This is a genomic window from Aldersonia kunmingensis (assembly GCF_001646865.1).
In the GTDB taxonomy this organism is placed as follows: Bacteria; Actinomycetota; Actinomycetes; order Mycobacteriales; family Mycobacteriaceae; genus Aldersonia; species Aldersonia kunmingensis.
Genome location: NZ_LRRB01000074.1, coordinates 1 through 12,231 on the forward strand (window position 1 = coordinate 1; position 12,231 = coordinate 12,231).

13 protein-coding genes are annotated in these 12,231 nt (G+C 65.6%); 1 reads left to right on the forward strand and 12 read right to left on the reverse strand.

The window, feature by feature from the left end:
* Nucleotides 1-138: 138 nt before the first annotated feature.
* From A8G08_RS05130 to A8G08_RS05170, 9 genes are all read right to left on the reverse strand, one after another.
* On the reverse strand, nucleotides 139-498 hold the full coding sequence (locus tag A8G08_RS05130; RefSeq protein ID WP_068271037.1) for a metal-sulfur cluster assembly factor: 360 nt from the start codon (nucleotides 496-498) through the stop codon (nucleotides 139-141).
* 70 nt (nucleotides 499-568) lie between these two features.
* Nucleotides 569-1,018 (reverse strand): Fe-S cluster assembly sulfur transfer protein SufU, encoded by a 450-nt coding sequence (gene sufU, locus A8G08_RS05135; protein WP_068271041.1) that lies wholly within the window; start codon nucleotides 1,016-1,018, stop codon nucleotides 569-571.
* A gap of 3 nt (nucleotides 1,019-1,021) precedes the next feature.
* A complete protein-coding gene (locus A8G08_RS05140) occupies nucleotides 1,022-2,368 on the reverse strand; it encodes a cysteine desulfurase (RefSeq protein WP_084435959.1) in 1,347 nt (448 codons plus the stop codon).
* Between the two features lie 2 nt (nucleotides 2,369-2,370).
* Nucleotides 2,371-3,171, reverse strand: a complete 801-nt coding sequence (gene sufC, locus A8G08_RS05145; protein ID WP_068271044.1) for a Fe-S cluster assembly ATPase SufC — start codon at nucleotides 3,169-3,171, stop codon at nucleotides 2,371-2,373.
* Between the two features lie 35 nt (nucleotides 3,172-3,206).
* On the reverse strand, nucleotides 3,207-4,388 hold the full coding sequence (gene sufD, locus A8G08_RS05150; RefSeq protein WP_068271047.1) for a Fe-S cluster assembly protein SufD: 1,182 nt from the start codon (nucleotides 4,386-4,388) through the stop codon (nucleotides 3,207-3,209).
* Entirely contained in the window at nucleotides 4,389-5,825 is a 1,437-nt protein-coding gene (gene sufB, locus A8G08_RS05155; protein WP_068271050.1) for a Fe-S cluster assembly protein SufB, read from the reverse strand. It lies immediately after the preceding gene.
* Complete coding sequence (locus A8G08_RS05160; protein WP_084435963.1) at nucleotides 5,822-6,601, reverse strand: helix-turn-helix transcriptional regulator; 780 nt, start codon at nucleotides 6,599-6,601, stop codon at nucleotides 5,822-5,824. Before A8G08_RS05160 ends, sufB begins: the two co-directional genes overlap by 4 nt.
* 314 nt (nucleotides 6,602-6,915) lie before the next feature.
* A complete protein-coding gene (locus A8G08_RS05165) occupies nucleotides 6,916-7,758 on the reverse strand; it encodes an SDR family oxidoreductase (RefSeq protein ID WP_068271053.1) in 843 nt (280 codons plus the stop codon).
* A gap of 54 nt (nucleotides 7,759-7,812) precedes the next feature.
* Nucleotides 7,813-8,859, reverse strand: a complete 1,047-nt coding sequence (locus A8G08_RS05170; RefSeq protein ID WP_084435960.1) for an alpha/beta hydrolase fold domain-containing protein — start codon at nucleotides 8,857-8,859, stop codon at nucleotides 7,813-7,815.
* A gap of 80 nt (nucleotides 8,860-8,939) precedes the next feature.
* Here A8G08_RS05170 and A8G08_RS05175 point away from each other — a divergent pair, with 80 nt between their 5' ends.
* Complete coding sequence (locus A8G08_RS05175) at nucleotides 8,940-9,560, forward strand: TetR/AcrR family transcriptional regulator (protein WP_068271058.1); 621 nt, start codon at nucleotides 8,940-8,942, stop codon at nucleotides 9,558-9,560.
* Between the two features lie 97 nt (nucleotides 9,561-9,657).
* Here the strand turns inward: A8G08_RS05175 and A8G08_RS05180 are convergent, their stop codons facing one another.
* From A8G08_RS05180 to A8G08_RS05190, 3 genes are read right to left on the reverse strand one after another with little or no spacing between them, the layout of a single operon-like run.
* Nucleotides 9,658-10,266, reverse strand: a complete 609-nt coding sequence (locus tag A8G08_RS05180; protein WP_068271061.1) for a TetR/AcrR family transcriptional regulator — start codon at nucleotides 10,264-10,266, stop codon at nucleotides 9,658-9,660.
* Nucleotides 10,267-10,275: 9 nt separating this feature from the next.
* A complete protein-coding gene (locus A8G08_RS05185; protein ID WP_068271063.1) occupies nucleotides 10,276-11,058 on the reverse strand; it encodes an enoyl-CoA hydratase family protein in 783 nt (260 codons plus the stop codon).
* A gap of 8 nt (nucleotides 11,059-11,066) precedes the next feature.
* On the reverse strand, nucleotides 11,067-12,227 hold the full coding sequence (locus tag A8G08_RS05190; protein WP_068271066.1) for an acyl-CoA dehydrogenase family protein: 1,161 nt from the start codon (nucleotides 12,225-12,227) through the stop codon (nucleotides 11,067-11,069).
* Nucleotides 12,228-12,231: the final 4 nt, after the last annotated feature.

Genomic DNA, 12,231 nt, shown 5'->3' on the forward strand with positions numbered 1-12,231 from the left:
GGGTCCGGGTGCAAAACTTCGCACCCACGAACATAATTCGCCCCGGCCGTGCCCCCGCAAACGGGTGCGAATTATGTATCGGGGGGCGAAGTTTCGGCCCCCGAAACAAGGTTTACACCCGGGAAGGGCGCGTACGGTCTAGACGGTGAAGCCGAGCGCCCGCAGCTGCTCGCGGCCATCCTCGGTGATCTTGTCCGGGCCCCACGGCGGCATCCAGACCCAGTTGATCTTCAGCTCGCTGACGAGGCCGGCCTTCACCAGTGCGTTGCGCGACTGGTCCTCGATCACGTCGGTGAGCGGGCAGGCGGCCGAGGTCAGGGTCATGTCGAGCACCGCGGTGGCCTCGTCGTCCTCGAGCGTGATGCCGTAGACGAGACCCAGGTCGACGACGTTGATGCCGAGTTCGGGGTCGACGACGTCACGCATCGCCTCTTCGAGGTCCTCGAGCAACTTCATCGACTCCGGGGACTGCGGGGTTGCCGATTCGACTTCGGTCATGATGCCTCCTGTGTTTTGCGGGACACCCGCACCCGGTCGGCTTTCATGAGTAGGGCTTCGCAATTATCACTCATGACGCCTCCGTGTCTTGAATACGGACGACAGCGTCCTTGAACGCCATCCAGCCCAGCAATGCGCATTTTACGCGCGCCGGATACTTCGCCACACCGGCGAACGCGATACCGTCGCCGATCACGTCCTCGTCACCCTCCACGGTGCCGCGACTGCCGATCATCTCGTTGAACGAGTCGACGACCTTGAGCGCCTGCTGCACAGGCAGGCCGATGACCTGATCGGTGAGCACAGAGGTCGACGCCTGGCTGATCGAGCAGCCCTGCCCGTCGTAGGAGACGTCGGCGACGTTGCCGTCCGCGTCGATGTGCACGCGCAGCGTGACCTCATCGCCGCAAGTGGGGTTCACGTGCTGCACCTCGGCACCGAACGGCTCGCGCAGACCGCGATTGTGCGGGTGTTTGTAGTGGTCCAGGATCACTTCCTGGTACATCTGCTCCATGCGCATGGTTTAGGCCGCCCCGTCGCCCTTCGCGCTCACGCGGGGTCCATGGTCGTTCGCTGCGCTCACTCGGGGTCCATGGTCGTTCGCTGCGCTCACTCCGAAGAAGTCCTGCGCCTTGCGGATGGCCGCGGCCAGCGCATCAACCTCGTCGAGCGTGTTGTACACCGCGAACGATGCACGCGCGGTGGCTGCAACGCCGAACTTGCGGTGCAGCGGCCAGGCGCAGTGGTGACCGACGCGGACCGCGACACCCTCGTCATCGAGGATCTGCCCGAGGTCGTGGGCGTGGATACCGTCGACGAGGAACGCCACCGCTCCCCCGCGCTCGACGTTCTCGGTCGGTCCGATGATCCGGACTCCGTCGATCTTGCCGAGTTCGGTCAACGCCTTTTCGACGAGTGCATGCTCGTGCGCCGCAACGTTTTCCATGCCGATGGCCTCGAGATAACGCACGGCAGCACCGAGCCCGACGACCTGGGAGGTCATTGGCACGCCGGCCTCGAACCGCTGCGGCGGGGCCGCGTAGGTGCTGCCTTCCATCGTCACGGTCTCGATCATCGATCCACCGGTAATGAAGGGCGGCAACGCGTTCAGAATCTCGCGTCGGGCGTAGAGCACGCCGACCCCGGAAGGGCCGAGCATCTTGTGTCCGGAGAACGCCGCGAAGTCCACGTCGAGTGCATGGAAGTCGACCGGCATATGCGGCACCGACTGGCAGGCGTCGAGCACGACCAGCGCGCCGACCGCGCGGGCGCGACGAACGAGCTCGTCCACGGGTGCCACCGCACCGGTCACATTGGACTGGTGGGTGAACGAAATGACCTTGGTGGCTGGCGACAGCTCGAGCGAGTCGAGGTCGATCCGGCCCTCCTCGGTCACACCGAACCACTTCAGCGTCGCGCCGGTACGCCGCGCAAGCTCCTGCCACGGCACGAGATTCGCGTGATGCTCGAGCTCGGTGATGACGATTTCGTCGCCCGGACCAAGCGCGTACGGCGAGCGGTCATCCGCGAACGAGTACGTCACGAGGTTCAGTGACTCGGTCGCGTTCTTGGTGAACACCAGCTCGGCCGCTGCCGCGCCGACAAACTTCGCGATGGCGGCGCGGGCATCCTCGTATGCGTCCGTGGCCTCCTCGGCCAGCTGATGCGCACCACGATGCACGGCGGCGTTGCAGTTGACGAGGAAGTCGCGTTCCGCGTCGAGTACCTGAACCGGACGCTGCGAGGTCGCACCGGAATCCAGGTACACCAACGGCTTACCGTCGCGCACCGTCCGGCTCAGGATCGGAAAGTCGGCCCTGATCCCGGCAACATCCAGGCTGGTGATGTCCTTCGTTTCGAGGGCCGTCATGGTCACGCTCCTGCGGTCGCTGTGCCGATTTCCTGCGACTGCGCCGCGCCGGTGAACCGGACGTAGCCGTTCGCGTCGAGCTCGTCGGCAAGTTCGCTGCCGCCGGACTCCACGATCCGGCCACCGACGAACACGTGCACGTGATCGGGCGCGATGTAGCGCAGGATGCGGGTGTAGTGCGTGATCAGCAGGACCCCGCCGTTCTCCCGTTCCTTGTAGCGATTGACGCCCTCGGACACGATCCGCAGCGCGTCGACATCCAGACCGGAGTCGGTCTCGTCGAGGATCGCGATCTTCGACTTCAGCAGGCCGAGCTGTAGGACCTCGTGACGCTTCTTCTCGCCGCCGGAGAAGCCCTCGTTGACGCTGCGCTCGGCGAAGGCCGGATCGATCTCGAGCTCAGCCATGGAGGACTTGACCTCCTTGACCCAGTGCCGCAGCTTCGGGGCCTCGCCGCGAACGGCGGTGACTGCGGTGCGCAGGAAGTTCGACGTCGAGACGCCGGGTACCTCGACGGGGTACTGCATGGCCAGGAAGAGGCCGGCGCGGGCGCGCTCGTCGACACTCATCTCGAGCACGTTCTCACCGTCGAGGGTGATCGAGCCGGAGGTGACGGTGTACTTGGGGTGGCCGGCGATCGCGTAGGACAGCGTCGACTTGCCCGAGCCGTTGGGGCCCATGATTGCGTGCGTCTCGCCCGAGCGGACCGTCAGGTCGACACCCTTGAGGATCCGGATCGGCTCGGCGCCCTCGTCCGGATTGGCGACCTCTACGTGCAGGTCCTTGATTTCCAGCGTTGTCATAAAAGTTCCTCGTGATTATTCGATAAGTCGTTGGGTCAGACGCCGACCGCGGCGAGCTCGGCCTCGATGGCGGCGGAGAGTCGATCGCGCACCTCGGGAACCGGGATCCTGCCGATGATCTCGTTGAAGAAGCCGCGCACCACCAGGCGGCGGGCCTGGTCCTCCGGGATACCGCGAGCGCGCAGGTAGAACAGCTGCTCGTCGTCGAAACGCCCGGTGGCACTTGCGTGTCCGGCACCGATGATCTCGCCCGTCTCGATCTCGAGGTTGGGCACCGAGTCGGCGCGCGCACCATCGGTGAGCACCAGGTTGCGGTTCACCTCGTAGGTATCGGTGCCCTCGGCCTCGGCGCGGATGAGCACGTCACCCACCCACACGGTGTGCGCGTCGGGCTTGCCCGATTCCGGGTCACCCTGCAGCGCGCCGCGGTAGGACACGTTCGACTTGCAGTGCGGCTGCGAATGATCCACCAGCAAACGCTGTTCGAAATGCTGACCGTCGTCGGCGAAGTAGACACCGAGCAACTCTGCGTCGCCGCCGGGCCCGTCGTACTTCACGGTTCCGGTGAGGCGCACCACGTCCCCGCCGAGGGTGACCACGGTGTGCCGCAGCAGGGCGTCACGACCGAGTCGCGCGTGGTGCGCGGTGGCATGCACGGCGTCGTCGGCCCAGTCCTGCACCGCCACGACGGTGAGGGTGGCGCTGTCACCGATCACGAATTCGATGTTCTCGGCGTAGGTTCCGCTGCCACGCTGATCGATCAGCACGGTCGCCTTGGCGAAGTTACCGAGACGGATCTGCAAGTGCCCGAACGCCGTCTTGCCCTCACCCGGGCCGGTGATCAGCACGTGCAGCGGCTCGGCCACCTCGATCTCATTGCCGACCGAGATCACGGTCGCCGTAGCAAACGACGAATATGCCTGCGCTGCAACCCGATCCGCCGGGACGCCGGCGGCACCGAGGCGGCTGTCATCACGACCGACCGTCTCGATTGTCACGCCGTCGACCTGATCGACGGCCACCTCGGCGGCACCGTCGGCGGTCGCGGTGCCGTCGTGCAGGCCGTGCAGGCGGCGCAGCGGGGTGAACCGCCACGCCTCGTCACGACCCGAGGGCACCTCGAAAGCGTTCACGTCGAACGACGTGAAGACCTCGCCCTTGTTTGCCGCGGGGGTGCGGGCTTCCGCCGCAGCCGCCACGTTCTCTGTGGACGTCATTTAGCCGACGGCCCCTTCCATTTGCAGCTCGATGAGGCGGTTCAGTTCGAGCGCGTACTCCATCGGCAGTTCCTTGGCGATCGGCTCGACGAAACCGCGCACCACCATCGCCATGGCCTCGTCCTCGGACAGCCCGCGGCTCATCAGGTAAAACAGCTGGTCGTCGCTCACCTTGGACACGGTGGCCTCGTGACCCATCGTCACGTCGTCCTCGCGGATGTCGACGTAGGGGTAGGTGTCGCTGCGGCTGATCGTGTCCACGAGCAGCGCATCGCACTTCACCGTCGACCTCGAGCCGTGTGCGCCCTTGTTGATCTGCACGAGCCCGCGGTAGGAAGCCCTGCCGCCGCCGCGCGCGACCGACTTGCTCACGATGGTCGAGGAGGTATTCGGCGCCAGGTGCAGCATCTTCGCGCCGGTGTCCTGGTGCTGGCCCTCGCCGGCGAACGCGATGGAGAGCACCTCGCCGCGGGCGTGCTCGCCCATCATCCACACGGCCGGGTACTTCATGGTGACCTTGGAGCCAATATTGCCGTCGATCCACTCCATGGATCCGCCGGCCTCGACCTTGGTGCGCTTGGTGACGAGGTTGAACACGTTGTTCGACCAGTTCTGGATCGTCGTGTAGCGGCAGTGGCCGCCCTTCTTGACGATGATCTCGACGACCGCGGAGTGCAGCGAGTCGGACTTGTAGATCGGTGCCGTGCAGCCCTCGACGTAGTGCACCGAGGCGCCCTCGTCGACGATGATCAGGGTCCGCTCGAACTGGCCCATGTTCTCGGTGTTGATCCGGAAGTAGGCCTGCAACGGGATGTCGACCTTCACACCCGGCGGCACGTAGATAAACGATCCGCCGGACCAGACGGCGGTGTTCAGCGCGGAGAACTTGTTGTCACCGGCCGGGATGACCGAGCCGAAGTACTCCTGGAAGATCTCCGGGTGCTCCCGCAGGCCTGTGTCGGTGTCGAGGAAGATGACACCCTGCGCCTCGAGATCCTCACGGATCGAGTGGTACACGACCTCGGACTCGTACTGCGCGGCGACACCGGCGACGAGGCGCTGCTTCTCCGCTTCCGGGATGCCCAGCTTGTCGTAGGTGTTCTTGATGTCCTCGGGTAGATCCTCCCAGGACGCGGCCTGCTTCTCGCTCGACCGGACGAAGTACTTGATGTTGTCGAAGTCGATCCCGTCGAGGTTGCTGCCCCAATTCGGCATCGGCTTGCGATCGAAGATCCGCAAGGCCTTGAGCCGCGTCTCGAGCATCCATTCGGGCTCGCTCTTCTTCGACGAGATGTCGCGGACGACAGCCTCCGACAGACCGCGCTGCGCGCTCGCGCCCGCTACGTCGGAGTCGGCCCAGCCATAGCCGTATTTGCCGAGGGAGTCGATCGTCTCCTCTTGGGTCAACGGTGGTGTCACCTGGTCTGCGACAGTCATCGCACTCCTTCCGGAGTCTCGGTGGCCGGTGCGGGCTGCGCATCGGCCTGGGTCGTGCTGGGCTGAGTCTTGCCGGTCCTGGGTTTGGCCCTGGCCGGCGGGGCGTTCGGCACCGCAAGCAGCGGCACGTTGGTAGTGCAGGCGTCATTGCCGTTCGCGATGGTCGCCAACCGCTGGACGTGAGTGCCGAGCAGCTCGCGGAATGCTTCCATCTCCGCCTCGCACAGCTCGGGGAACTCCTCGGCGACGTGCGACACCGGGCAATGATGCTGGCACAGCTGCACGCCGCTACCGACCGTGCGGGTCGACGCGGCGAAGCCGGCCGACGAAAACGCGTCCGCTATCTCGGCGGCTTTGGCGGAGGTGGCTTCGGGGGTGTGCTCGGCGACCGGATCGATATCGGCTACCACGGCCTGGACCTGCTTGCGGGCGAAATCCTTTATCGCGGCCTCACCACCGACCTCGCGCAATTGCCGCATCGCGGCGCTTGCCAAGTCATCGTAGGTGTGGCCAAGCCGGGCCCGGCCACTCGCGGTGAGCTGGTACTGCTTGGCGGGACGTCCACGGCCCTTGTGCTGCCATGCTGCGGGCTGCATCGCACGCGCCTGACCACCGTCGATCAACACATCGAGATGGCGACGTACTCCGGCAGCGCTCAGACCGAGTCGCTCACCGATTGCGGTCGCCGTGATCGGGCCGTCTTCCAGCAACAACCGCACCACGGCGGCGCGCGTCTGACCATCGCCGGGAACCTGGGCGCCGGACGCTGCGGGCATGGTGTCGCCACCGGCCCCGACCTGCGTCTGCGTCGCTCCCACGGTTTTCACAACATAAGTGTGACGGAATTACTTCCCGCATTCCAGTAAGGGTGCCCTTGCGTGAGAATCCCCACTGCGTTGACCGGGCGATTCGATCGCAGATAGACGAGTATTTCGGAGTTCGTGACCGCCGAGGACTACCTTCCGTAACCACGCAATCTGGCCGGGCTGCGGGAAGCCGCGGCCGATTGCACCTTTTGCGGGGTGAATGGAAGCATTCGTCCCGTCCAACGCAACAAATCTTCCATTCGCGGAGGGGTCGCGGAGCGTCGTCAGGACGGATTGCCCTTGGCGGCTACCGCGGACCGCTGCCGGAGAGACGCGATGACGCCACCGTCGTTGAGGATGTCGGTGCCCGTCAGGTAGCCCGCTTTGTCGCTGGCGCAGAACGCCAGGAGATCCGCCATTTCTTCCGCCGTTCCCCATCGCGGAACCGCGGCCGCTTCCACCATGGCGCCGGCGCCAGCTTCAGCCTCCAGCCGGCCCATCTCGGTATCGATCGATCCGGGCGACACCGAAACGATGCGCAATCCGCGGCCGTTGAACCGTTCGGCCTGGGACGAGCTGTACCACTTCACGAACGCCTTACTGATCGGGTACGCGATGCTCGAGCGCTGCTCCTCGGCGACCACACTGCACGCCGCCAACATCTCCGCGACGAACTTCTCCTCGTCGTCGAACGCGAGCGAGAAATGCTGTTCGGGGAGCATCTCCGCGGGCAGCAGATGGGCAGCCATCGACGCCACGTTGACGATCGCCGCACCTTCAGCCGCAACATCGCAGAAGGCCTCGTTGACCTTGAGTGTGCCAATCGCATTGGTGCGCATGACGTATTCGGCAGCTCCCATGCTGGGACTGACGCCGGCGGTGTGGATCACCGATGCGATCGAGCCAAGGCCCGCCGCGGTCTCGAACAAATCCGCGACGGCACGACGGTCTGTGACGTCACAGTTGACCGCCTTCGCTGCGATTCCTTCACGTTCCAGCACCTGGAGCGCGGCCTCTAGCTTGGCGGCTCGAACGTCGCACAACACAACCTCGTGAGTGCGGCCCACCACCTTGGCCGTGGCCAGGCCCATTCCGCCCGCGCCACCCGTGATCACCGATACCGACATTTCTGCTTTTCCCTTCCCTGAAGCCAATTCGTCCGGACGTCACAACGATCCCGGTCAAGACCCGATCAGGCCCAACTGTCGATAGACGTCGTCGCGGACGAAGAATCCTTCGGGCGACACCGGGAGCGCCCAGTCGTGGATCAGACCTTTCCGGAGAACGAAGTGCAGGTTGTCCGCGCCTTCGGCGTGCGCCCGCTGCTGCAACCGAGCCGCGTCGGGAGCGAGCATTTCCAGCGATCCCGAGTAAATCCACGTCGGCGGCAGACCCTCGAGCGATCCGTACAGCGGGCTGACCATCGGATCGGTAAGGCTGAGCCCACCCGCCCAGCTCGGCAGGTCCGCACCCACCGCCTCACGATTCAGGACCGGGTCTTTGACCGAGCCGATGTTGGGGTTGCTGAATGAGAGGTCAAGCACGGGTGACAGCAACACCATGCTCGACGGAACTGGCTCGGCACGTCGGACGAGTTCTTGACCGATTGCCAATCCCAGTGTGCCGCCTGCCGAATCCCCGTACACACTGACGTTGCGCACGCCGTGCGCGGCGATTTGACCCGAAACAAGATCGGCCAGCTTCGGAATAACGCTGTCGGCGGTCCCTCCATTGGTCGGCGCGAGCGGATAGATCGGCACGCTGACCGTCGCTCCGGTCGCGTGGGCCAGCCACACGTAATCGACCCAATGTATGGCTGTGGCTTCGATGGAGAAGGCTCCACCATGGAGGGCAACGACCTGCTTGCCGGACGGATTCGCGGGCCGCAGCGTCAACACCTGCATTCCCGCGAAGTCGGATCGCTGCACGTCGAGTCCCAGCGTCAAGAATGGCGGTGGGCTGGTACTCGACGCCAATCGAGCGAAAGTGGTGAAGGCATCGAAGCCAAGCATCTCCGTCACCGACGTGGCGGCTCTCAGTCCCTCGACCAACGCTTGCGTGACAATCGACGGATCGCCGGTGAACGCGCTGTCCCACTTGGGCTGCTGCACAACGGTTGCCGGGTCGGCCGAGGCCACACCGCTCCCGGTTGCCACCAGGGCACCCATCCCCAGCGATACGGCCAGCGCCCCCACATGGCGTACGAATCCCGGTTGCATGGGTCCCATGTATACAACCGCGACCGGACCAGCGGAAGTCTTTACGAGAAAAATTGTCTTGTAATTCCGGGCGACCGTAAGCTCGCGGCATGACCGAAGCGCGCCGGGGCCGTCCGCGCAGCCGAGAGGCGCACAACGCGATCCTCGCAGCCACCCGCGCTCTGCTCGTCGAGTGCGGGTACGCCGATGTCTCGATGGACCGAGTCGCCGAACAAGCCGGCGTCGGGAAGCAGACGGTGTATCGGCGGTGGCCGTCGAAAGCGCCTTTGGTGGCCGAAGCGATCATGGACGCCTACGGCGCTCCGGACGCGGTGGTATCGATACCCGACACCGGTGACATCGCAGAGGATCTGCGCACATTGATGCGTCAGGCCGCTGCCTTCGCTGCGTCACCGGATAACGCAATCCTCCTGCGCGCCCTCGCTGCAGCTGCGGCTGACGACCCCCACGATGGCGATTCCCTCTATCGACAACTCACCGGCCCCCAGCGCGATGGCGTCGTGGCCCGGCTGCGCCAAGGGGTCGATGCCGGCCAGGTACGCGCAGACGTCGACCTGGGTGCGGTCGCGGACGCGCTCGTAGGTGCGCCGCTGTATCGCGTACTTACTCGTGCCACCGCCACGGGCGAGGCGATGTCGCACTTCGACGGGCTGATTGACGTGCTCACCAACGGATTTCGACCCAAACCAGGGGTATCGACACTCGCTTGAGGACGGCGCTCCCGGGTGCGAAATGTGTAAAAGGGGGCGAAATTTCGGCCCCGGGAAGAATGTTTGCACCCGGGAAGGGCACTGAACGACGGCGGATTCAGTCGGTCAACGACGGCATCTTGAGTGCCGCATGCAGCGTTGCAGCCCACGTCTGCGCGATCTCACGCCGCCGCACGGAGTCGTCGTGCAGCACATCGGCCAGGGCGAGGCCACGGGCGAGGTCGAGGGTTGCCTGCACGAGGTGGTGCGTGGTCGGGTCGGAGTCGTCGACGCCGAGCGCCTCGATCGCCAGTCGGTGCACGCTGCGACCGAACCTCGCCTCGAGTGGGACGATCCGCTCGCGCAGGGCAGGGTCCGCCGCCGCCGCGGTCCAGACCTGCAGCGCCGCCTTGAACAGCGGGCTCACGTAGTACTCGACGAGTTGTGCGACCAACTCCTCCGTGCGCCCCTGCCCTGCCTGTGCCGTCAACCTTGCCGACGCGGCCGACGTCCGACTCTCGAACATCACCTCGAGCGCGGCGGTGATCAGGTCCTCCCGCACCGGGAAATGATGTTGCGCCGCACCGCGCGACACTCCGGCCCGCTCGGCGACGACGGCGACAGTTGTTGCACCCCAGCCTAATTCGGCCAGGCAGTCGACCGTCGCCGACAGCAGGCGCGCCCTTGTGGCGCGACTGCGGTCCTGCTTCGGTTCACGGCTGGTCATCTCGGCAGCCTAAATCGCCCAGCGTGGCGGGCGCTTCTGGAGGAACGCCGTTATGCCTTCGATGGCCTCGTCGGTGCCGAAGAATAGCGCCGACCGCCGCGCCAATTCCTCTGCGTCCGAATCGAATCCAGCCACCATCGCCGCATTCGCCAGCCGCTTGGCCTCTGCGAGCCCGACCGGGGACGCCTTGCCCAACTCGGCCCGCAAGCCGGCAACGGCCGCAACGGGATCGTCGGCGGCAATCGTGACAAGCCCGATGTCGACGGCGGTGGCAGCGTCGAACTTCTCCCCGGTCAGGTAGTACCGGCTCGCCGCGCGTGGGTCGAGACGAGGCAACAAGGTCAGCGAGATCATGAACGGTGCCACCCCGATTCGTACCTCGGTGAGTGCGAACGTGCTCGCCGGACCGGCCACCACCAAGTCGCACGCCGCGACGATGCCCATGCCCCCGGCCCGCACATGCCCGTCGATCAGGGCGATGACGGGCTTGGGGTGCTCGACGATGCCGCGCAGCAGGTCGATCATCGCCCGCGTCCGCTCGTCCGCCGCAACCGCAGGGTCGGGGTTGCTCGCCGCGGACAAATCCGCTCCGGCGCAGAACGTGTTCCCCGCGTGGGTGAGCACGATCCCGCGCACGGTGTCATCCGCAGCCGCGTCCGCGAGCGCCGCCGAAAGCTCGGTCACGAGCTTCGGCGAGATCGCATTGCGGTTGTGCGGCGAATCGAGCGTGACCGTGGCGAAGCCCGCGTCGACCGCGTAGCGGACGTACGGCTCAGTTGTGGTGTCGGTCATCGGCTGCCTCAGTACGACTTCGGCAGGCCCAGCGAATGCTGTGCGACGAAGTTGAGCACCATCTCACGGCTCACGGGCGCGACCCTCCCGATGCGTGCGCCGGCAAGCATCGACGCGAGGCCATGCTCCTTGGTCAAACCGGAACCGCCGTGAGTCTGGATGGCCTGATCGAGCGCCTTGATAGCGGCTTCCGCGGCGGCGTATTTCGCCATGTTCGCCGCTTCGGCTGCGCCCATCTCGTCGCCGCTGTCGTACAGCACCGCGGCCTTCTGCATCATCAGCTTGGCGAGCTCGGTCTCGATCTTGATCTGCGCCAACGGGTGCGCGATGCCCTGATGCGCGCCGATAGGCGTCTTCCACACGGTGCGCTCGTTCGCGTAGGCGACAGCACGATCGAGGGCGTAGCGCGCCATGCCCACCGCCATCGCAGCGCCGAGAATGCGCTCCGGGTTGAGGCCGGCGAAAAGCTGCATCAGCGCAGCATTTTCGGAGCCGACCAACGCATCCGCCGGCAGCCGAACATCATCCATGAAAAGCAGGAACTGGTTGTCCGGCGAGATGATGTCCATCTCCATCGGCTGCGCGACGAAGTTCGGCGTATCGGTGGGCACGATGAACAGGGCAGGCTGCAGCTTGCCGGTCTTCGCATCCTCCGTACGACCGACGATCAGCACCGCCTCGGCCTGGTCGACACCGGAGATGAAGACCTTGCGGCCGTTCAGGATCCACTCGTCCCCATCACGGCGGGCCGTCGTGGTGATCTGGTGCGAGTTCGATCCCGCATCGGGCTCGGTGATTCCGAAGACCATCTTGGTGGAGCCGTCCGCGAGGCGCGGCAGCCAGCGGTCCTTCTGGGCGTCGGTCCCGTACTTCGCGATGATGGTGCCGCAGATCGCCGGGGACACCACGACCAGCAGTAGGCCCGCACCCTGCGCGGCGAGTTCCTCCTGCACGAGTGCGAGTTCATAGATACCGGCCCCGCCGCCGCCGTACTCCTCGGGCAGGTTGACGCCGAGGAAGCCGAGCTTGCCCGCCTCATCCCACAGTTCGGTGAGCGGCTCGTGGTTGCGGCCCTTCGCCTGCACGTAGTCCCGGTAGTTGTACTTCTGCGCCAGCTTGGCAACGGCGGCGCGCAGTTCGCGCTGTTCCTCGGTTTCGATGACGGTCACAGTT

Bases quoted from the DNA above. Each gene is read 5' to 3' on its own strand.
- A8G08_RS05140 (WP_084435959.1), bottom strand. From the start codon at position 2,368: ATGACGGCCCTCGAAACGAAGGACATCACCAGCCTGGATGTTGCCGGG.
- A8G08_RS05165 (WP_068271053.1), bottom strand. From the start codon at position 7,758: ATGTCGGTATCGGTGATCACGGGTGGCGCGGGCGGAATGGGCCTGGCC.
- A8G08_RS05180 (WP_068271061.1), bottom strand. From the start codon at position 10,266: ATGACCAGCCGTGAACCGAAGCAGGACCGCAGTCGCGCCACAAGGGCG.
- A8G08_RS05130 (WP_068271037.1), bottom strand. From the start codon at position 498: ATGACCGAAGTCGAATCGGCAACCCCGCAGTCCCCGGAGTCGATGAAG.
- A8G08_RS05185 (WP_068271063.1), bottom strand. From the start codon at position 11,058: ATGACCGACACCACAACTGAGCCGTACGTCCGCTACGCGGTCGACGCG.
- sufB (WP_068271050.1), bottom strand. From the start codon at position 5,825: ATGACTGTCGCAGACCAGGTGACACCACCGTTGACCCAAGAGGAGACG.
- A8G08_RS05175 (WP_068271058.1), top strand. From the start codon at position 8,940: ATGACCGAAGCGCGCCGGGGCCGTCCGCGCAGCCGAGAGGCGCACAAC.
- sufD (WP_068271047.1), bottom strand. From the start codon at position 4,388: ATGACGTCCACAGAGAACGTGGCGGCTGCGGCGGAAGCCCGCACCCCC.
- sufC (WP_068271044.1), bottom strand. From the start codon at position 3,171: ATGACAACGCTGGAAATCAAGGACCTGCACGTAGAGGTCGCCAATCCG.
- A8G08_RS05160 (WP_084435963.1), bottom strand. From the start codon at position 6,601: ATGCCCGCAGCGTCCGGCGCCCAGGTTCCCGGCGATGGTCAGACGCGC.
- A8G08_RS05170 (WP_084435960.1), bottom strand. From the start codon at position 8,859: ATGGGACCCATGCAACCGGGATTCGTACGCCATGTGGGGGCGCTGGCC.
- sufU (WP_068271041.1), bottom strand. From the start codon at position 1,018: ATGCGCATGGAGCAGATGTACCAGGAAGTGATCCTGGACCACTACAAA.